The sequence below is a fragment of the Rhizorhabdus sp. P4_G5 genome (assembly GCF_056401065.1).
Genome location: NZ_JBFUKB010000003.1, coordinates 708,594 through 727,556, shown reverse-complemented (window position 1 = coordinate 727,556; position 18,963 = coordinate 708,594). Strand labels below are relative to the sequence as shown.

20 protein-coding genes are annotated in these 18,963 nt (G+C 64.0%); all 20 read right to left on the bottom strand.

The genetic code is table 11. The features are described from left to right. Position 1: 1 nt before the first annotated feature. On the bottom strand, positions 2-904 hold the full coding sequence (locus tag AC1DQK_RS07950) for a hypothetical protein (protein WP_477869121.1): 903 nt from the start codon (positions 902-904) through the stop codon (positions 2-4). Then, positions 901-5,262 (bottom strand): hypothetical protein, encoded by a 4,362-nt coding sequence (locus tag AC1DQK_RS07945; protein ID WP_477869119.1) that lies wholly within the window; start codon positions 5,260-5,262, stop codon positions 901-903. The genes AC1DQK_RS07950 and AC1DQK_RS07945 overlap by 4 nt, the downstream gene beginning before the upstream one ends. A gap of 74 nt (positions 5,263-5,336) precedes the next feature. Continuing rightward, positions 5,337-5,768, bottom strand: a complete 432-nt coding sequence (locus tag AC1DQK_RS07940) for a phage tail assembly chaperone (protein ID WP_477869117.1) — start codon at positions 5,766-5,768, stop codon at positions 5,337-5,339. An 8-nt stretch (positions 5,769-5,776) separates the two neighbouring features. Beyond that, entirely contained in the window at positions 5,777-6,199 is a 423-nt protein-coding gene (locus tag AC1DQK_RS07935) for a hypothetical protein (RefSeq protein ID WP_477869115.1), read from the bottom strand. 117 nt (positions 6,200-6,316) lie between these two features. After that, positions 6,317-6,766: a hypothetical protein gene (locus tag AC1DQK_RS07930; RefSeq protein ID WP_477869113.1), complete on the bottom strand. Its 450-nt coding sequence runs from the start codon at positions 6,764-6,766 to the stop codon at positions 6,317-6,319. A 78-nt stretch (positions 6,767-6,844) separates the two neighbouring features. Next, complete coding sequence (locus AC1DQK_RS07925) at positions 6,845-7,258, bottom strand: hypothetical protein (RefSeq protein WP_477869111.1); 414 nt, start codon at positions 7,256-7,258, stop codon at positions 6,845-6,847. Then, positions 7,255-7,821, bottom strand: coding sequence for an HK97-gp10 family putative phage morphogenesis protein (locus AC1DQK_RS07920; protein ID WP_477869109.1), 567 nt, complete (start codon positions 7,819-7,821; stop codon positions 7,255-7,257). The genes AC1DQK_RS07925 and AC1DQK_RS07920 overlap by 4 nt, the downstream gene beginning before the upstream one ends. Then, positions 7,821-8,114 carry a hypothetical protein gene (locus tag AC1DQK_RS07915; RefSeq protein ID WP_477869107.1) on the bottom strand — a complete coding sequence of 98 codons (294 nt, stop codon included), beginning with the start codon at positions 8,112-8,114 and terminating at the stop codon, positions 7,821-7,823. The genes AC1DQK_RS07920 and AC1DQK_RS07915 overlap by 1 nt, the downstream gene beginning before the upstream one ends. A 1-nt stretch (position 8,115) precedes the next feature. Beyond that, entirely contained in the window at positions 8,116-8,496 is a 381-nt protein-coding gene (locus AC1DQK_RS07910) for a head-tail adaptor protein (RefSeq protein WP_477869105.1), read from the bottom strand. Continuing rightward, a complete protein-coding gene (locus AC1DQK_RS07905) occupies positions 8,496-9,011 on the bottom strand; it encodes a head-tail connector protein (protein WP_477869103.1) in 516 nt (171 codons plus the stop codon). The genes AC1DQK_RS07910 and AC1DQK_RS07905 overlap by 1 nt, the downstream gene beginning before the upstream one ends. A gap of 23 nt (positions 9,012-9,034) precedes the next feature. Continuing rightward, positions 9,035-9,445 carry a hypothetical protein gene (locus tag AC1DQK_RS07900; protein WP_477869101.1) on the bottom strand — a complete coding sequence of 137 codons (411 nt, stop codon included), beginning with the start codon at positions 9,443-9,445 and terminating at the stop codon, positions 9,035-9,037. 99 nt (positions 9,446-9,544) lie between these two features. Beyond that, on the bottom strand, positions 9,545-10,819 hold the full coding sequence (locus tag AC1DQK_RS07895) for a phage major capsid protein (protein WP_477869099.1): 1,275 nt from the start codon (positions 10,817-10,819) through the stop codon (positions 9,545-9,547). Between the two features lie 12 nt (positions 10,820-10,831). Continuing rightward, the gene (locus tag AC1DQK_RS07890; protein WP_477869097.1) at positions 10,832-11,716 is read right to left on the bottom strand and encodes a head maturation protease, ClpP-related; all 885 of its coding nucleotides are present in this window, start codon (positions 11,714-11,716) and stop codon (positions 10,832-10,834) included. Continuing rightward, positions 11,697-12,959 (bottom strand): phage portal protein, encoded by a 1,263-nt coding sequence (locus AC1DQK_RS07885; RefSeq protein ID WP_477869095.1) that lies wholly within the window; start codon positions 12,957-12,959, stop codon positions 11,697-11,699. Before AC1DQK_RS07885 ends, AC1DQK_RS07890 begins: the two co-directional genes overlap by 20 nt. 22 nt (positions 12,960-12,981) lie before the next feature. Continuing rightward, positions 12,982-14,688 (bottom strand): terminase large subunit, encoded by a 1,707-nt coding sequence (locus AC1DQK_RS07880; protein WP_477869093.1) that lies wholly within the window; start codon positions 14,686-14,688, stop codon positions 12,982-12,984. A 1-nt stretch (position 14,689) separates the two neighbouring features. Next, positions 14,690-15,055 (bottom strand): hypothetical protein, encoded by a 366-nt coding sequence (locus tag AC1DQK_RS07875; protein WP_477869091.1) that lies wholly within the window; start codon positions 15,053-15,055, stop codon positions 14,690-14,692. A gap of 179 nt (positions 15,056-15,234) precedes the next feature. Continuing rightward, entirely contained in the window at positions 15,235-15,600 is a 366-nt protein-coding gene (locus tag AC1DQK_RS07870; protein WP_477869089.1) for an HNH endonuclease, read from the bottom strand. Between the two features lie 193 nt (positions 15,601-15,793). Then, complete coding sequence (locus AC1DQK_RS07865) at positions 15,794-16,231, bottom strand: hypothetical protein (protein WP_477869087.1); 438 nt, start codon at positions 16,229-16,231, stop codon at positions 15,794-15,796. Positions 16,232-16,520: 289 nt separating this feature from the next. Continuing rightward, positions 16,521-18,125: a DNA primase family protein gene (locus AC1DQK_RS07860; protein WP_477869085.1), complete on the bottom strand. Its 1,605-nt coding sequence runs from the start codon at positions 18,123-18,125 to the stop codon at positions 16,521-16,523. Between the two features lie 10 nt (positions 18,126-18,135). Continuing rightward, entirely contained in the window at positions 18,136-18,909 is a 774-nt protein-coding gene (locus tag AC1DQK_RS07855) for a DNA translocase FtsK (RefSeq protein WP_477869282.1), read from the bottom strand. Positions 18,910-18,963: the final 54 nt, after the last annotated feature.

Here is an 18,963-nt window from a genome sequence, read left to right as displayed (position 1 = left end):
TTTAGCTTTGGTTGAGGCCGGCGATTTCAAGCCGGAGATAGCTTAGCGTCCGCAGATCCAACGTTGTTATGGCGGACCGGAAGAAGCCGAACACGATCAGGCTCTCGATCCCCGTCTCGTCATACCAGAGCACCGGCACGCCGCGATATTGCTTCAATACCGCTCGGATAGCTTCAGTGCCGCCAGCCGGTATCTTCACCCGCAAGCGAACATTGTCCGAGAAACCACGGCGGATGACTTCTTCCAGGTCGCCGAACTCATCAAAAGTGATCTTGCTGAAGTCGTTCAGTTCCAACTCGACACCCGTTTCAGTGATGCCCAGGCTGCGGGGTCGACCGACTACGAACACACCTGCCGAGACCGGCGCATCCTCGGCGCCAGCCGCAATGGTCACCGCTATGGTAGCGGTCGGGTAAAGCGGTAGATCCTCGAAAATGACCGCCGTCCGCCGCCCGATCGGCTCATTCCAATAGAGCCACCAGTTCGTGATCGCGGTACCGCCGCTGTTGAGCGATTGGGTTCGGCTATAGACCACCACACCGCCAACGGTCATCTCAACGGTAACCGATCGCGCGTCAGTATCCACAACCGCCAGCGTGCTGACCCTGCCGGGAGTGATCTCAATCTCGATCGATCCCGTCGCGACCGTCCGGGTGTTGCGGAGGCCGTCGAACATTGCCCATCGGTTCGTCGGGCCTTCGTCGAACCAATGGACACCGGCGTCGGCGACCGGATCGTGGGCGACATTCCCACCGGCGAGCGACAGCCATACCCGATGGCCCTTGATGACACGGACACCCGACGCATAGGTCGTGCCGATCGCCCAGGCGGCATGGTCGGTTTCGGCAACACTGCTGTCGGCCAAATTGACGTCGGTGATCGGAACGGACCGCAGCAGCTTCATGCCGCAACCTCCACCGCCAAGGCGGTGCCGCCGCCCGCCTGCTGTGCCTTACGCAGAACCTGCTCCACCTCTTTCAGCGGCGCGATCATCTGTTCGGCGATGTCGGCGCTGTCGCCGCGCATCCCCGCTATCTCCTGCCGCAACGCCTTCACCTCTTCGATTAGCGCATCGTTGGCCGGCGTGCCCGCCGTTGATGCCGACATGCTGGCATAGCTCTGCCACCAGGCCTGCGCCTCGACAGCGCTGCTCGCACCCGCGGTGCCGGCAGATCCTGTCACCGCCGATATCGTGCGATAGGTCTGTTCGAGGCTAGCCGCAGTCAGCGCCTGCACGCGCGCCAGCTCCTGGCGGCTCGTCGCAACACCCGCCGCGACATCGAGCAGAGACTTCGATAGGCCCGGCAGGCTCTTGGCCGCATCCTGATCGCCGAGACGAGCAGCGATCGACGCCGCATTGAAGGACCCCTGCAGCTGCGCAAAGTTCTGGCCGCCGGTCGCGCTCTCTCCGCGAATGCGCTTCACCTCATCCATGATGCTGTCGGCGATCGACGTCCACGCATTGCGTAGCTGCTCTGCAGCGCGCACCGCCTCCTCGGCCTGCCTCTGCGCCTCGGCCGCCGCCTGCTGGGCAGCCTGTTGGGCGGCTTGGGAGGCTGCCTGCGCCGCCTGTTCGGCCGCGATCTGATCCTGCTTCGCCTGGATCTGCTCAAGCACCGCGCGGTTGGTAGGATCGACCGCGGCGAGGTCCAGCTCCCGCAGCTTGGCCGTGTCACCGTTCAGCTCGAGCAGCTGCCGCTCCAGATCGTTGCGCTCTCGCAAGATCCCCGCGGCCGATGCCGCATTTCGCGCCCCGCTAGCAATCTCGGCGAAGGCCGGCGCGAGCTGTATCAGCGATGCATATGTTTGCTGCCCCGCCGCCGTGGTCAGGTCCTGCGCCTCGACGAGCGACCGGAACGACGCGATGGTATCCGGCATCGTGATGCCCAGCGCCGTGAACACGTTGCCCAGCTGCGCCGTCTTCGCGGCGGCCTGTTCGGCATCGCTGTAATAGGTCTCGAAATAACTGTTGGCCGCGCTGGCGTAGGAAGACGCGCTGTCGAAGAAACCCGCGATCGACATGCTCGCATCGATACCGAGCGACGCGCTGGCAAGTCCCAGCTGGGTGAGAGACGTCGTGACCGTGTCGACGGTGCCGGCGACGCGCACCAGCGTCTCGAAATAGCCTTCGCCGACCTTCTGAAACTTATCGAGCCCGCTGACGGCATATTGCGCCATCTTGTCGGCTTGTGCGCCGAACACCGCTTCCAGTTTCTTCTGGATCTCGTCGCCCGACAGACCGTCTAGGTCGATCTTGCCGATATCGACGACGAACCCGTCGAGCCGCGTGCTGATGCTGTCGAGGTCTACGCCCAGCGGACCCGCCGCTAGCTTTATCGTATCGCCGAAGCTGAGCAGCAGCTGCCCGAACTGCGCGGAGATCGTGTCGTCGAGCGCTCCATATTGCGTCGAATATTTGGTCGACGACGTCAGGCCGAAGACCTTCTTCTTCTTCTGGATATCCGCGAATGTCTGTCCATCGAAACCCATACTATCGATGTCGCCGAGCGATTGCGGGGCGCCGTAAATGCCCGAGCCGACGACTTTCGTCTTGGTACCGAACAGTCCGCCGAGCAGCTTCTGCGCGATGCCGAGGATGTCGCCGATCACCGGGATCTTCGCCAGCAGCGGACCAACGATCAGACCGGGCACGCCGCCGAGGATCAGGTTCGACAGGTTCTTACCAATCGTCGCGTCATAGCCCGTCTGCACGTTCATCTTGCCGCTGACATCGTCCAGCCCATTGCGCAGCACGAGATTGGTCACGCCGCCGATCTGGCTCTCGATATTCTTGAGGCTCGCCGCCATCTCGCGCGAATAGACCAGCATCTGGCCGTCGAGATCCCCAAGGAAATCCAGCGAACGCTTGATGCTGTCGCTCTTCGCAGAGCTGGCACCGAAGACGGTGCCCTTGCCTTCATTCGTCGATCGCGCCGTGGCCGACGAACCGCCCCCCGAAAAGCCGAGCGACGCCATGACGCCGAGCATCGCGGCGACAAGTGGGAACCCGAGCGGCCCCGCAGAGGCGAACATGTTCGCCGCACCCTCAGCGACGGCAACAGCGGTGCGCGCCACTTGGACGATCGTCAGGGCCTTCTCGGCGGCAGCCATGGCCTTATAACCGGTGCTATGTTCCTTGAAGAGCCCCTTGGCCGCCCCGGTCAGGTCGAGCATCGAGGTCAGCTGCTCATCGTCATGGAGCTTCTTGCGGACGGCGGCATCCTGCGTCTGCTCGTCGATCGCCTGCTGCCGCTTGCCATAATCGCCCAGGATCTTGACCATACTGCCCAGCGCCGCACCGCCCTTGCCGAACGCAGCGGACAGGCTCTCGCCGAGCGAGTCCGAAAGATGCGCCGTTAATTCGAGCTGCTCGTGCAACTGATCGAGATTGAACTGCTTCTCGGCTTCGGCGAGGCGCTCGATCCCCGCGCGCGCGTCCTCGATCTCTTTCATCTGTGCGCTGAGATCGGTTGGCAGGCCCTTGAAGATATCGTTGTCGTTGACGATCGGATTCTTGTCCATCGCGCTGGTGAATTGCCCGAGGAACGTGCCGGACTGGATACGACCGAGCAGCGACTTTTCATATTCCTTCTCAGCCCGGACGCCGTCGCGCACATCCTTGTTGTGCTCACGCTGCGCGGCAGCGGCGAGCTTGCCCGAGTTGGCGACGGCATCGAGCTGGTGCTGCAGATCGAGGCCGCGACGGATGAACTCGGCTTGCCCGATGTCACCACGGCTATAGGCCTGCTTGAGCAGCGTCTGGGCATCGGTAAGGCGCTGTGTCGCCGCCGAGTTCTTATCGGTCATGGCGGTGATCTTCGCCATCATACCGGGGATGTCGGACGCACGCAGCGAGCGCTCATTCTTCACGATGCTCGCATTGGTCTGATCGAGCAGCTTCTGGAGACTGACAGCACTCGAACGCGCGATGTCTTGCGCCAGTGCCGCACCAGCATTGGCACCCTCACCACGCGGTGCATTGATGACGGGCGCATTGGCGATGGCGAGCATCCGCTCAAGCTCGGCCTTGGTCTGCTGCCGCGTGGCCTGCGCCGCTTCGAGCGCGGCCTTCGCCGCCGCAACGCCGATGGCGACTCTCTGCGCCTGCGTCTTGTTGCCAGCGCCGGTAATCTGATCGAGGTCGGCGATGGCCTTGGCCTGTTCCTTCAGCGCCTCTTCCTGCGCCTTGGCCGCCTCACCACCCTCGAAGAGCTTGCCGACGAAGGGAGACAGCACGACAAGCGCGCTGGTCAGCACCATACCCCATGGGCCGCCAAGGAAGCCGAGCAGTCCCTTCGATTCCCCGGACATCAGCTGCATCGCTTGGATGACCTGGCCGCCTTGCTGCGCGAAGATCACCATCGGCGGCGTGCCTGCCGCGAAGCCGACCGCCACATCGTTCAACTGGAACGACAGCTGCTGCATGCCGGATTTCATCGCGCCGCTGCTGCCGACAACGCCTTTGCTGCGCTCGGTCAGAAGCCCCTGAGCGCGGGCCAGATCCGCCGAACCATGCCCGGCCGCAATCATTATCCGCGCGGCTTCTGCCAGCTCGTGATTGAGGCGATCCTGGGCAGCCGCGGCCGGATCGATCATCTCGCGCAGCCGTTCCAGCGCGGCGGCATCCTTCGCGGCGGCGACATCCTGTTCGCGCATCGCGGTCACGCCCTGGCGGACGCGCGCCTCGAACAGCTGATGCGCAGCTGCAGCAGAACGGACCGCCTCGGCCTGCGCCTGCATCGCGCTCGCCTTCTCGGCGGCCTCCATCTCCCGCAACGCCGCGGCGCCCTGCCGAACCTTGGCCTCAAACAGCGCGTGCGCCGCAGCCGCAGCGCGAACCGCCTCCGCTTCGATCTGGGCGGCAGCCTTCGCCTCAGCGGCCGCCTCGGCTTCGGCCTTCGCCGATCGCATCGCGGCATATTCGAGATCATATAGGCGTTGCGCAGCTTCCCTGATCTTCGCCGCCGCACCGTCGTAACCTGCCGCAGCGGCAGCTCCGGCCTTGACCTCGGCCTGGTACGCGCGGGCCGCCGCCGCCGACATGCCGAAGCTGTCGGCCTGCGCCTCGATTTGCCGGGCTAGGCTAAGCGCCGACTTCTCGACACTGTTATTCTCGCGGACCATCAGGCTCGTGGTGAGCGAGACCGTCTTTTGCATGTCGCCCATCAGCGAACGAACATCGTTCACCGAACTGACGAGTTGGTCATATTTCAGCTGAAAGCTGGCCGACAGGGTGCCGGCGTCTGCAACTCCCTGGTTCATCGCACAGCTCCAATAAAAACGGCGGCCGAAGCCGCCGCTGGGACAATCCCGTAATCATTCATGGCAGCGGGCCGCTAAGCCTTCACCGCGATCAGCGACAGCATCGCCTCGACCTGCCGATCGACCAGCGCGAGATCCGCTTTCGCGGGTGCCTTGCCGAGCGGCGATACACAGTCGGGATCTTCAGCTCGCCGGCTTTCGGCGACGAACTCGGCTGAGAGCCGGCGCAGCAGCTTCGACTGCCACGGCGACAATCTCACCCCGCTGTTTTGCTGCCAATAGTGGATCTCGCGATGGCTGATCGGGAGCTTGCTTTCTCCCGAGATCTCCATCGGCCCGATCTCCATCAGATAGGAGACCAGGAACTGTGATGGGCAGGGCGGCATGTCATGGACGATGCCCTGCTTCTTGTCCCGTTCCAGACGCGTCAGCAGTGGCGCTTTGGTCGACACCCCTGCCGCATCCTTGTCGCGCGGCACCGCGCCCAACCAGGCGAGGTGCCGCACATACAGGCTCAGCTCTCGGCCGAGCCGTTCGTAAAAAGGCCCCAGTCGCCATGCTTGGTCTTCACCTGCTGCAGAATGAAGCCGATCGACCGATCCGCATAGGCGGCCCGGAACAACTCAGCTCCAGTCAGCTTCGCCCCGCCCTTCGGGGTATAGGTCCAGTTGTCGAAGCTCTTCGTGATCTTGGCGAACAGGCGCGCTTCACGCTCGGCCTTCTGGGCCGGCGTCTCATCGGCCCTGCCGCCATTTTCACGGGCTAGCGCCAGCACCTCATTCTCATTGTCGGCCTCGGCCTGGGCAAACTCGGCCGATCCAGGGCTCCACAGCGTGATGCCAACTTTCTTTTCGCCGAGGTACAGCAGGGCGTTCTTCGGCCCCTTCAAATGCAGGAAGCCGGTTTCCGCCACGGCGAGCGTATTCATGTCGAACATGCAAAATCTCCTCGGGTGTTCGGGTGCTCGGGTGACGGGTTGGGCGCCGGCCTGCTCCACCCGAAAGAACAGGCCGGCACGTTCACCGGCCGCATGGAACGCGGCCGGATCTCAGGATCAGGCCGGGTTGACCTGCACCCACGTCTTCGTGAACTGCATCACCGCGTTCTTGGTGATAACATCGGTTCCGCCGCCGCCGATCGTGGTCTTGAAACTCATTGCCAGGCCATAATTCCAGAAGGCGATACCCGAGCGCGTCAGGACGCAGAATGATATCTTGCCGCGCCCGGCCGCCGCCGTATCGAGGATGATCTGGCCGGCGTCGTCTACCGCCAGCGCAATGGGGATCGTGATGCCGCCGCTATCGCTGCCGCCCTTGTCCTTCTCGGTCGTACCGGCGAGCGTCTTGAACGTCGCCAGCTCGAACTCGTCGCCGATTTCAGGGACGGAGCCGACCAAGCCGACCAGCACCTTGGTCAGCGCAGCATAGCCGGCCGCATCGAATGTTGCGGGGGCATTCGCGACCACATAGACTCTAGAGCCTGCCGCAGCTTCAATACCGCTCATGCTTATTTCCTTTGCTCAAGAAAAGGCCCGCGGCCCATTGTCGGGACGCGGGCGGATATTTGCCTGTGACTGGCAAAGCTATTCGGATCGGGTCGGTTCGTTGAACCCGATCATGAAATCCTGTGATTGATAGCGTATCTTGGGGCCGGGGATCGTCATGTCCGGCCCGGTCGGCCCCACGGCGATCGCCACCATCGTGAAACCCGGAACCGTGACGATCGACCGCCCGAGCGCCTGCCGGCAGAGCAGCAGGATCTCCTTCACGTCTGTAAGCGTGCGGCCGTGCACCGTTACCCGCGTGCGGGCACGCGCGCGGCGCTCGGGCGCATCGGCAAGATAATCGTCATAGTTGATCGTGACCGTCTTGATCCCGATTGCCGGCAGGCCGATCTCCAGCGGTAGATCTCCGCCGATGATCCTATCGATCGGGACGCGCGCCGTGACGCTCGATGACTCGGCCAGCACATAGCATGCGATGGCAACGTCGCTCATTGCGCGTCCTCGGCAGGGGCCGGTGCTGCAAGCCCGGCCTTGTTCAATCTTGCGCGGATGTAGCTCGCCGCCGCAGCGACGGCCTCCGCGCGCTTGTTTTCCAGCGCCTGCCCCATGAAAGGGTGCGGCCGCGCGCCGGGATGATGGACCGCATCGACGAACTTGCCGTCGATGATCAGGCTGCCTCGCCGAGCCGCCCGGTTGACCGCGCGGATGCTCATCTTGAAGACGCCCTTGCTGGTGCTCGCATCGGGCAGCTGTTCCTCGGGCACACTGATCAGATGCGCCGCGGTTCCCCATTCCAGCCAGGGTGCCTTGTAGGCGCCCGGCCCTTTCGTCCTGATCCGGCAGCTCACCGTGCCGTCCCGGTTCACGCGCGAGCTGCCAACCCCGATCGACTCGCGCGTGTCGCCATGCTCGACCGGGACGAGCAGGGCTGCCTCGGCGGCTATAACCTTCGCCCCTTCCTTGGCCGCGCCGCGCAGCACCTTGTTGATGAGGTTGTCGGGCAGGGCCGCGAGCAACGCATCCAGCTCGCGGAGCCCCTCGATCTCTCCAGCCATCAGCCCGCGACCTGATCCGGCTCCCAAGCCTCGCCATCGCTGAAACCTATCTGCGACACGGTTTTCAGTTCCCCCGTTACGGGGTGCCGCATCTTGACCGCGAGCCGGCCTTCCACCTCGACCGGAAAATAACCCAAGGTCACCTCGGCCGTGCCGATCTGATCGACGCCGATCGACCAGTTGATCGCGACAACCGCGCCGTCCAGCGGCACTTCGCCTGGCATCGCCAGAACGCGGGTTCCTGCAGGCGAACCATCGCTGACGATCTTCACGCAAGCTTCTCTGTCGCTCATATCAGCCCTCCACCTCGACCGGCGAACCCGGCGTCGAATATTCCTCGGCGATGATCTCGGTCCCCTCGCGGCGACCCATCATCGCCGGTCCCGATATGATCTGCATCACGCGACCATCGACGACGACACGCATGCTGCCGTCGATATCGTCCCGCCACCGCATCCTTATCCGCGCCGGCCGCCGTGCCTGCTCGATCGAGCCATCGATCTGCTCGCCCTTGCTCGGCAGTACATCGCGCACCTGCGCCCATATTTCCTCGACGAGCGTCCATTCGACCTCGTCTTGCGTCCGGTAGACCGTATCCGCGACCGGATACTGCGCTTCGAGGCGGATCAACGTGTCGAGATCCTCCGCCTTGATGATCGAGCCCGTCCGCGCCATCAGACGCGCCGCAGCCGATAAGCTTCGAGCAGCTCGCAGGCACTCTTAGGAAATGGCGCGGTGCGATCGTCATACCAGGTGGCCAGCCCGAGACGCGCCGCAGTGACGACGTCGGCGGGCACGTCCGCATCATCTACCCACCCCGCCGCCGCGGTGACGGTAATGATGGCCCCGCCCGCTGCCGTCGCCGGCCAGCTCGCGCCGATCGCCGGCAGCAGCCGGACATGCTTCCCAAACAGCGTCGCTCGCACCCCGGCGTGCACCTGCTCGTCGCCGGCGGGATCGATATACGTGAGCACCAGGCCTTCGCGATCGACCGGCACGCCGGTCAACACCATGAACGACTTGAACTGATCGAACGTCCAAATCTTCTCCGCGACGCGATCGACGATCACGCCATACTCGTTTTCCATATGGCTTGAGACGGAGGCGATCAGGCCCTCGATCGTCGCATCCTCCGCGCTGTTTGTGACCCGCAACCAGGCCTTCGCCAACGCGAGCGAGATCAAAGCCATAACTGCCTCCGCCTCAATGTTGCTTAGGCGACCGGCTGCAGTTCGGCGTCACCCTGGACAGCGATCGCGCTGAATAGTGCCGCCGAGGCGTTGTTCGCAGGCGTGACGGTCAGGCGGACATAACGCTTGTTGCCGACATAGCCGATCTTCTTGACGACATTGTCGTCGGCGAACGTGAACGATGCATCCGCTTCGGTGCCGCGCAGGAAGCCATCGGCAACCGCTGCGGCGTCCGAGAGGTTGGCGACATCGCCGTCCTCCACCAGCACCGTAAAGGTTGCATCGACATCGGCGAGCGAGCCGGCCGCGATGATGAACAGGAGGCTGTGAAAACCCTGCATGTCGATGATTGCCGACACGAGGGCGGTATTGTCGCCATCGGAGACCGGCGCGATTGCGCGGGCCACAGAGACGCGGCTGTAAATATCCTTCATGGATCACCTGTAAATTGCGGATGCGGCCTAGGCCGATCCCTGGGCGCTCGGACGGATCGCCGAACGTAATGGGGCGAGCCGATGGCCCGCCCCGAGCGGTTAGGCCGAGACCTTAAGAAGCTTGATCGCCTCGAAGTTCTGCAGACCGCCGCCGACCCGCTTCGTGGTGTAGAAGAACACCACGCCGTTAGTTTTGTAGGGGTTGCGCAGTACGCGCAGGCCGAGCCGCTCCACGATCAGGTATGCGCGAGCGAAATCGGCAAAGGCGATCGGGAACGCGCCGGCGCCGATGTCCGGCATGTTGTCGTCGGTGTCGACTCCCTTGCCGAGCAGCAGCTCGGGCTTGTCCACCTGCAGCGACGGCTGCCAAATCCAGCGACCCTCGCTGTCCTTCAGCTTGCGAGCTTCCGCAAGCGTGAGATCGTTCATGAGGAACGACGCGCTTTGGCGGTAGCCGGATTTTAGGCCGTGGACGAGGTCGATCAGACAATCAGCAGGGTTCACCGAACTGGACGCCACTTGGAAGCCAGTTGCGCCGCCGGTCTTGACGTAGCCGACCTTGCCCCAGGCATAGGAAGCATTGGCAACCGGTGTGTAGGACAGGAAGCCGCGCGGCTTTTTGGTACCATCGCCGCTGACGAACGCAGCGCCTTCCTTCTCAGCGAACTCGATGCCCACCTCTTCGGCATACCAGCTCTCGACGTCTGCGACCGAATCGTCGAGGAACTTCTGCGTAGCAGCCGGCTCAGCATAAAGTTCGCCAGTTTCGAACTCCAGACGTGCCAGCTGTGGCGTGTTGGTCTCGTTGCGCGAGTCTCCTTCTCCGGTCCAGCCCGACGCAGCGCCGCCCAGGCCCTTGTGCTTCACATAGGTGTCGCCCGAGATCGACATGACCGTGGCGAGGCGCCGCATCGCGACCGTCTTGCCGAGTATCCGCGAGATTGAAGTGTCGACCTGCTTCGGCGTCAGAAAGCCCCCATCGGGATCGGAGAAGGTGGCGCCACGGGCCTCGACCTTGCCCGCGCGGGTGAAGTCATTGAACGCGGCGACATGTTCCTTGTCCTTCGCTGACATCTTGCTGTCGCCAGGGCCGCCGAGCTTGAGCGCGGCGATCTGCTCGTTGGCCGTGTCGAGCGACTTCTGCAGCTCACCGACGGTGGCGTTGATCTTGTTGATCTCTTCGAGATCGAGGCCATCGACCTTCTTGCCAGTGGCGTCGACCTTATCGCGCATTGCGGTAACGGCCGCATTGAGCTGCTCGAAGAGAAGCTTCGGATCAGTGGTGGCGTCGGCACGCGGGCGGGCCATCACAGCGCGCGGAGCCGAGGCAAGCGCCGTCGCCCCGGCGAGGCCGAGGATATAGTCGGTCTTCATGTTGCTTCCTTTCTAGGAGCGTAGGGTCTTGAGAAGCTCGGCGGCAGCGCCAAGCCATTCGGGTTCGCCAGCGCCGGGCGTGGCGGGTTCAGGGGCAGCGCCTGGCGTGCCCTTGATCTTCGATATGCGAGCGCGCGCGTCGCTGCGCGTCATCCCGCTGGCGACGAGCGTCAGCTCCATCGCCCTCAGGTCGTTGACCAGACGATCGCTGGCCTTAGCATCATTGTCGGTGGAGATCTGATCGGCCGGAAGCAGCTCGTCGGCGAAGCCGCGCTCGATAGCGAGGCTGCCCGACATGTAGGTTTCGGCATCCATCCACCCGGCGATCTCAGGCTGCTTTTGCCCGGTTCGCGCGGCGTAGACATCGGACATCGCACGATCGAACGGCTCCATCCAGTCCGCGACCTCGCGGAACTCGTGACGATTGCCGGCCGCGACAACCCAGCAATTATGGATCATGAGGAACGACGCCGCGCCGATCTGGATGGTATCGCCCGCCATAGCGATGATCGAGGCCGCCGATGCCGCCATGCCCATGATCTTGACGGTGATCGGCTGCGGGTGCTCGCGCAGGACGTTGTAACACGCCAGGCCTTCGAACATGTCCCCGCCGAGCGAATTGATCTGCACCTCGACTGGGCGCTCGCCGATCGCGCGGAGCTGGGCTGTCAGTTTCTTCGCCGTGACGCCGCCACCGGTCCACCAATCCTCGCCGATGATGTCGAACATCGTAATGACATTGTCACCGCCGGCAACCGCGCGCACGCCGGCGGCTTCGGCATTCCAGCGGTCAATCACACTGGCCGGCGTGAAAGCCGACACCTTACGATCGCCAGGCACATGCACGGCGCCGGGGCGCTCGCGCGCGAAGACGCGCCTATTGCTTCCGTTGATCATCGGGAGATTCCTCCGAGGAGCTGCTGGGCGTGACATTGGAATTGAGCGGCGCGTTGTAATCGTCGCCACCCTCGATCGGATTGAGGTTTTCGAGAGCACGGATGTCGTTCTTGGACAGCCAACCCCCGGCCCGACCCGCGCTGTAAGCCGCGGTGCGGGTCTTGATGTCGTTCTTCACGGCGGCCGCCCGGTTGAACCAAGGAAACACCTTGGGATCATCATCCTCAAGGCAATCGCGCGTGATCGTTTCTTCCCACGTCGTGAGCCAGTCTTCGAGCGTGTAAGCCTGAAAGCCGAGGGTCTGCATTTCGATACCAGAGCCCCAGCTCGTGCTACCCGTAGTATCGCCGGCCATATGCGGCGGCACCCCGAAGAACATGTAGATGTGCTTGTCCTCGAACGCTCGGGACGCCACGAACTCGGCGTCCACGTTCGTCATGCCAAGCCGTTCGAACGTCATCCCTTCTTCGAGCACCAGATTTTTGCCGGCGTTCTCAGAGCCTCGGTAATTCTCCAGGCTCGCCTGGAGCGTCTCCACCCCATCCTTGCCGAGCTTGCTGGGGTGGCTAAGCACCCCGCCTAAATTCGTGCCGTTCTTGAACAGTCCGGCGCCGTGCGTGCGCATCGCGATAGCCGAACCGATCGTCTCCCGGGCGCAGCCCAGCACCGAAAGACCCGCGACACCGTCAAGCGACATGCCCACCAGGTGGAACATATCTCGCTGCGGGATTGTGATCTGGCCGCCGTCCCTCTTCGTGTAGACATGCTCCAGTGAATAGTCGGCGATCTGCTCCGTCCGCACCCGGTCAGGATGGAGCGGGATCAGGCCGATGATGCGGTTCCCGCTCCGGACCTTCATCGCATAACCGCGGCCGCGCAGCAGCGCCTGCGACTGCAGTTGCCGCTTGAATTGCGACGGCGTCTGCCAGCGGTTCGGCCGTCGGCGCAGCACCGTCCACAGCGGATGATCCGAAGCATCTTCCCGAGTGCGCTCGTCGATCCGGCGTTTCAGGTGAAGCGGCATCGTCGCCACCGCCCCGCTGATCAGCGTTACGCACCGATAGACGGCCGCGATCCCCATCGCCGATTGTGGAGTGACGAACTCTCCGCTCTTCGTTTCGGCCCCGCCGCCATCGCGCAGAAACTCCGCGATCTGCTCGGGCGTACTGGCGATCGACATGCTGTTCGCAGCCATCGGCCAGGCGGGCGCGGATGGCCCCGCGTCGGGGCGGCCGCGGAACATATTCCAGATCCTCATTCGGCCCTCACATGATCAGCAAGCCGCGTTCCCCGTAGACCGAGGGACCGACTGCTTCCGGATTCCTGCTCATCAGATGGAAGGCGTTCAACATCGCGATCAGCGGGTCGATCTTCGCCTTGCCTGCTGTTGCCTTCTCGATGACTACCGCGCTGCCGCGCTGCTCGGCTTTCGCGTTGCCGACGGACCATGCCAGCAGCGGCTGACCGCAATGGACCATTGCCCCGCTACTCAACCTTCGTTCCGCCCCCCAGATGTTGGGCGACAGCCGATAGCCCTGCGCCACCGGCACCATCAGCTTATCGAGCCCGGCCAGTTCCGGCCGGCCCATCACCTCGTCGATCAGCGCCGTGATCCCTGCAGGATCGACTCCAACTCCATATTCGTCGGGCAGCAGCCCCGCACCGTGGAGCATGACGATCAGGTCCGCGACCTCGCGGAGATCCTGATCAGGCTCCTCGATCAGCACCAGATCGCCATCCTTGGCGAAATCGAGCAGCCGCGGTGCGATTTCCTTGCGTAGTTCCAGCACCGACCGATGCGCCCAAGCCCTGACCCAGACCATCCAGCGCTTCGTAACCTTGCAGCGGCCGATGATGCAGAACCCGAACAGATCGTCGAGCCCGCCGCCATCGATCCCCACCGTCGCCACTTCGGCCCGCGCGAGCAGCTCGTCGAGGCTGACCAGTTCGGGCGCATGGGCCGCCTCCCAATGATCCGCGCCGCGCCAGCGGTCGCGGCCAAGCCGGAGCCCGATCTCGACGTTCAAGTGTTTGGCGAGGAAGACCTGCTTGCCCTCGCCATCGCCGCGTAGTGCCTCCGCCAGCTTCTCAGTTAACCACAGCTCGTCCACTGATCGACCAAGGTTCGGATTGGTCACATAGAAATTTCGCGGATCGAGATAGGCGTCCGACTCAAGCATCGCGTCAGGCCATTCGTACAGCATGCCGAGCTTGCGAGGATCAACGATCTCGCCATCGCGAACATTCCGGAAGGCCTGGAGTTTGTCTTTGAAGACGCCAGCAGGCGCTTCATCGCTGTGAGTGCTCAGATATACGGTGAAGCCCTCTGGACGGGACACCTGCCCGCCCGTCGCCTCCATCAACATGCTTGCAGCGTTGTGCCGCTTGCCGAACAGCCAAAGCTCCTCGACCAGCACGAACGCTGCTTTTTGGCCGCCCACCGTTTCCGTGTCCGCCGCGACCACCTTCAATTCGGCCTGGGTAACAAGGTGTCGAATGGTCCGCAGGTGCTCGACCACCTTGAGCAGCTCGCTCAGCTCAGGATCGAGCCGCACCATCCCCATCGCAGGAACGAAGACGTTGTCGGCGATCACCTTGGTCGGCGCCAAGACTAGCAACGCCGCCGAGTGACGCCAGTTGCGGATCAGCGCGGTGATCATGATCCCCGCGGCGATCGTCGATTTCGCGTTCTTCTTGCTGATCAGCAGGAAGAACTCGGTGATCAACCGACGAGCATTGTCGGCGTCATAGGCCCCGAAGATCGCGGCGACGAAGTCGAACACGAACTGTTCGCATGCTTCGCCGAGGGTCGGCTGCCCGGGCACGTCCACGATACGGAGCGACTTGAAGACCGCAAGTGCCGCCTCAGCTTCGTGCGGAAACAAGGGATCGAGCGGGATCAGCGAGCGCCGATCGACGATTCGTTCTTCCCAGTCGACACACGCTGTCGACCAGGTCAGCTGATACGCCACCTCAGTTCATCAGTCGCGGTTGCGGCGGCGGCGCAAATTTGCCCCCGACCTGTCCCGCGGCAGCCTTGGCCTTTTCCTTTTTGCCGAGCGGTGGAGGGGCAGGTTGCGCTGACTGGCGATTGCTCACCGTCTTCGCCAGCTTCACCTGATCGTGCTTGTCGAGCATGGCAGTTAGCGCCTTGAGCGCACCGACGTTTCCGCCGGCAGCTTCGCGCGCCAGCGCCGCCATGATCTCGCCATCGAGCCGCAGTCGGGCGTCACCACGAACCTTCAGCTGACGAAAATAATGCTTCCGCAATGTCGGCCCCGAGATCCCGATCGCCGCCGCTACTTCGTCCTCGGTTTTTTCGAGTGCCAGCAACAGCATGACTTTCAAGCGTTTTTCGTGCGTGACGACATGCGGGGGCCGACCGCGACCCGTATGCTCCGGCGGGACCTCATCCCCGAGCAGGTCGAAATATCGATCGTCCAAGAAAAAATCTCCAAATGGGATCGGATGCGGTCTAGGGGCCGAGGGGGTCCTAGACTTTCGACCCGCCCCCCCTCTCAGCCTCCGCGCGCTCGCTCCGCATGCTCCTGCCGTTGTTTCCGGCTGTCGTGGCACGTCTTGCAGAGGGTCCAGAGGTTCGTGTCATCCCAGAACAGCGCCTCGTCGCCGCGGTGCGCCTTGCGGTGATCCGCGACGAGCTTCGACGTGTCAGCCTCAACCTTGCCGCAGCCCGGCCATCGGCAGGTGAACAGGTCCCGCACCAGCACCGACCAGCGAAGCTTCTGCCACCGCGCCGTCTTGTACCGCTTGCGCCATGCCTGATCGTCACGCTGGCGATCCCGATCCTTCCGATCGACCGCCGCGGACGCCAGCCTGGGCGGCAGTGCGGCCAGCATCGAAGGCAGGCGTGCAAGCTTGCCCATGACATGGCCCACAACGCACCGCGCCCGCATCGAATGGGGACGATGCGGGCGCGGTGAAGGTTCAGGAGAGGATGCTCGACGTGTCCGCATGCGGATGCCCCGAGCGTAGCGAGCTATAAGCCCAAATGACCCTCGAAGCGGACACCTATTATTTTCGCCGCTGTCGATTTTCCGTTTGACGCTAGAATATCAATCACTTGCCACCATTCAGCCGCTCGGCGATCCGGGTGATCGACCGCGAATAGCCCTTGCGCAGCGCCTCCGGGCTGTCCTTGGAGCGCAGGCGCAGCTTCACCTCATCCCACCGCACCTGGCTTCCACCGTTCAGCAGCTGCTGCACCACCACGCCCACCAGCTTGCGATGCGCGCCCCGCACCGGAACATGCTTGATCCAGTCGAGCGCCTCTTCCATCCGGTCGACCTCGCCCGCATTGAGCCCGCCGCGCGGCCGGGCGCCCTGCTCGCGCAGCGCATCGACATCGACATAGTCGACAAGCCGATCGCGCACGATCTGGCTCCACGGCCCGTCGCTGGCATAGGGGTTGCGCCCGCCGCCCGACACGCGATCGAGGAAGCCCATCGCCTCAATCAAACGCTCCTGCACAGCCTCAAAGGTCCACCAATATTCCATTCTCTAAATCCTTGTAGTTATAATACGGACAGTCGGACAGTTATCCCATTGCCACGCATGCGCTCGCACCGGCATAGGGAAGTCTTGGTGAAACCGTCCGTACTATCCGTACTGTCCGTGATCGGCGGAATTCTGCGGCCTACAGCGACGGACAGTTTACGGACAGACAGACAGTTCTCACCGCCATTTCACCCCATTTGCCCTATTGACTTTTCCACCACTTTCCACCTTTGCGGCGCCGCTTTCTGAAACCACGGACAGTCCGGTTCAACTGTCCGTTAACTGTCCGTCAGGCCGGTTCGAAGTCGTCGCCCAAGCCCACGCCGATGCCGCCTGCGCCGCCGTCGAGCAGCGCACTCGCATCGCGCAGCTTGGCCCCGCGACGCCACTTGGCGCCCTTGCCATCCTTGCCGCCGACGCTGATCTGCCGATCGCCAAGCGCGCGCCCGAACGCGGTGCTGTTCATGATGTCGCGATCGCCGATGCCATCGGCCTCGCAGAACGCCTTGTAATCGTCGTACAGCGCCTTCGATCCGCATCGCGCGTTCGGATCACTGGTGTCGACGCGCGTGGCGAGCCATTCGCCGAAAGGGTTTGCCGAACGGCGATACTCCTCGACCGCATCGACGATGCTCTGCGGCGGCTCCAGGCCGCGCTCCAGCCACTGCCGCGCCCCTTCGAGCAGCCAGTTGAGGATGCCCGGCCCCTCGGCCAGCAGGCGGCGTTTCCGCCCCTTCTCGATGGCATCGCCCTTGAACTGGCGCGGGAACATCACGACGACGATGCGCCGCCAGATCCCGTCGTCGTCGCCGGCAATGCGCGGCTTGGCGTTGCATTCGAGCACCACCAGCCCGCGCGGCTCATATTCGATCAGATCGCCATACATCGGCCGCGCCTGGATCGGGCTGTCGCCGGTGAACTGCTTCACCCGCTCCTCGGCCAGGCGCGCGCCCCGCTTCGGCTCGCCAACGCAGATCAGCCGCGTATCGCCCGCGAAGCGCATCAGGTCGGGGCTGGCGTCCGCGCCGGATCGGATGCCGGTGTCGAGGAAGCTCTCGACCGCCGCAGCGATCGCATAACCGCCCAGGATCATCCGGATCACGTTCATCGTGGTCGACTTGCCGTCGCCGCCGCGCCCCTGCAGCATCACGAAGATCTGCTCGTCGGTGCGCCCCGTCATGGCATAGCCCATCAGCACCTGGAAATATTTGCGCACCGCCTCATCGGGCAAGCATTCGGCGAGGTGCTTTTCCCATTCCGGGCACTTCGCGTCGGGATCATAGTCGCAGGTCGCCACGCGCGTCAGCAGGTCGGCCTCGTCATGCGATCGGTCCTCGACCTGCCAATACCGCTCCCACTCGTCGGGAACGCCGCGACGCACCAGGCGCAGCGTCTTGTTGCCGACATTGATGCACAGCGGATCGACGTCGAACGCGTCCATCGGCCGGTTGAGCGTGTCGAGCGCCCCGGCCTGGTCGAGCATAGCCTTGGTGCGCCCGGCATTCCCCGATTGCACGGCATGCTTGTAGAGCTGCTGCACCCGCTCCTTGCGCATTTCCTCGGTGCACCACTCGCCGAACCGACGCTTCGCGACATCCTCGGGCATGTCTGCCAGCGCATCGATCTCGTCGCGCACGCCGCGCGCCACCTTGTGCGCCACCAGAGTCGCGAGCCGCTCGCCATCCTCGGTCGACCAGCGTTGCCCGTCATAGGCAACCCAGCCCCACTCGCGGACATGGATGATCCGCCCCGCCGCATGCGCCACGAAGCGCTCGGCATTGCCCATGTCGTTCAGTTCCTTCCAGGCCATCGCCCCGAAATCGACCGTCGACATCATGACCGACCGCCCGCTCACGCTGTCCGCGCCCGCAGCCTCTGCTATCGCCCCCGTCACCCTGTCTCTCCTACCCAGCGTCTGCGATCCGGCCCGCGGCGATCAGCGCGCGGGTCGATTGGTAATTCTTCTCTTTGGCCGTGATCCGCTTGGCCGCCGCCGGCACCGCCGCGGCCGGCTTCACGATCTCCACCACGTTCTCCGGCCCCTCGATGCCGAGAGCGCCGCGATAGGCTTCCCGCTGCGCCTCGCGCTGCTTGCGTTCGTCCTCGGGCTCGCGCAGGTCCCCGATCGCGCCGCGCAGCCCGCGCACGTTGAAGCCAATATCCTTGGCAAAACTGAACAGGTCGCGGATGTCGGCGTTGATCGCGTCGCGCCGCGCCAGAAGCATCAGCGCCCGCTCGGTGATCTGGCGGATGGCCGACTGCGCCTCGCCGTCGAATCGGCCCGCCTGCCGCTCGACCCGCGCCAGCATGCCCTCCACGGACCGCGCAATGGCCTGCTCGCGCGCACTCGCCGCCGCCACCTCGGGCATGATCCCGGCGAGCGGATCGGCCGCCGCATCGTCTGCCAGCATGATAGTCGCCATCGCGGGCCGCTCTGGCAGCGCCGCCCGCAGCAGCGCCGCCGCCGGCAGCACCTCACGAAGGCCGACCGCATCAGGGGCCGAGACGATCCCGTCCGCCTCCATCTGCGCAATGAACCCTGCCGCGACATCAGGACCAAGGCCCATGCGACGCTGGAGCGTCGTGACCGAAGCCCGGCCCGACGCCAGCACGTCGTCAACCACCCGCCGATAAGAGGGGCCGCTGCCGCTCGGCACCCGGGCCGAAGCCTGCTTCATCACAACATCGGCCGCGTCGCTGTCGGCCCGCTCGATCGCACTATCGAGCCGAGC

Coding starts and splice junctions, on each gene's coding strand:
- AC1DQK_RS07875 (WP_477869091.1), bottom strand. CDS start 15,055: ATGCTGTTGCTGGCACTCGAAAAAACCGAGGACGAAGTAGCGGCGGCG.
- AC1DQK_RS07920 (WP_477869109.1), bottom strand. CDS start 7,821: ATGGCTGGAGAGATCGAGGGGCTCCGCGAGCTGGATGCGTTGCTCGCG.
- AC1DQK_RS07950 (WP_477869121.1), bottom strand. CDS start 904: ATGAAGCTGCTGCGGTCCGTTCCGATCACCGACGTCAATTTGGCCGAC.
- AC1DQK_RS07935 (WP_477869115.1), bottom strand. CDS start 6,199: ATGTTCGACATGAATACGCTCGCCGTGGCGGAAACCGGCTTCCTGCAT.
- AC1DQK_RS07915 (WP_477869107.1), bottom strand. CDS start 8,114: ATGAGCGACAGAGAAGCTTGCGTGAAGATCGTCAGCGATGGTTCGCCT.
- AC1DQK_RS07870 (WP_477869089.1), bottom strand. CDS start 15,600: ATGGGCAAGCTTGCACGCCTGCCTTCGATGCTGGCCGCACTGCCGCCC.
- AC1DQK_RS07905 (WP_477869103.1), bottom strand. CDS start 9,011: ATGGCTTTGATCTCGCTCGCGTTGGCGAAGGCCTGGTTGCGGGTCACA.
- AC1DQK_RS07900 (WP_477869101.1), bottom strand. CDS start 9,445: ATGAAGGATATTTACAGCCGCGTCTCTGTGGCCCGCGCAATCGCGCCG.
- AC1DQK_RS07865 (WP_477869087.1), bottom strand. CDS start 16,231: ATGGAATATTGGTGGACCTTTGAGGCTGTGCAGGAGCGTTTGATTGAG.
- AC1DQK_RS07925 (WP_477869111.1), bottom strand. CDS start 7,258: ATGAGCGACGTTGCCATCGCATGCTATGTGCTGGCCGAGTCATCGAGC.
- AC1DQK_RS07855 (WP_477869282.1), bottom strand. CDS start 18,909: ATGAAGCAGGCTTCGGCCCGGGTGCCGAGCGGCAGCGGCCCCTCTTAT.
- AC1DQK_RS07885 (WP_477869095.1), bottom strand. CDS start 12,959: ATGTTCCGCGGCCGCCCCGACGCGGGGCCATCCGCGCCCGCCTGGCCG.
- AC1DQK_RS07945 (WP_477869119.1), bottom strand. CDS start 5,262: ATGAACCAGGGAGTTGCAGACGCCGGCACCCTGTCGGCCAGCTTTCAG.
- AC1DQK_RS07890 (WP_477869097.1), bottom strand. CDS start 11,716: ATGATCAACGGAAGCAATAGGCGCGTCTTCGCGCGCGAGCGCCCCGGC.
- AC1DQK_RS07910 (WP_477869105.1), bottom strand. CDS start 8,496: ATGGCGCGGACGGGCTCGATCATCAAGGCGGAGGATCTCGACACGTTG.
- AC1DQK_RS07895 (WP_477869099.1), bottom strand. CDS start 10,819: ATGAAGACCGACTATATCCTCGGCCTCGCCGGGGCGACGGCGCTTGCC.
- AC1DQK_RS07930 (WP_477869113.1), bottom strand. CDS start 6,766: ATGAGCGGTATTGAAGCTGCGGCAGGCTCTAGAGTCTATGTGGTCGCG.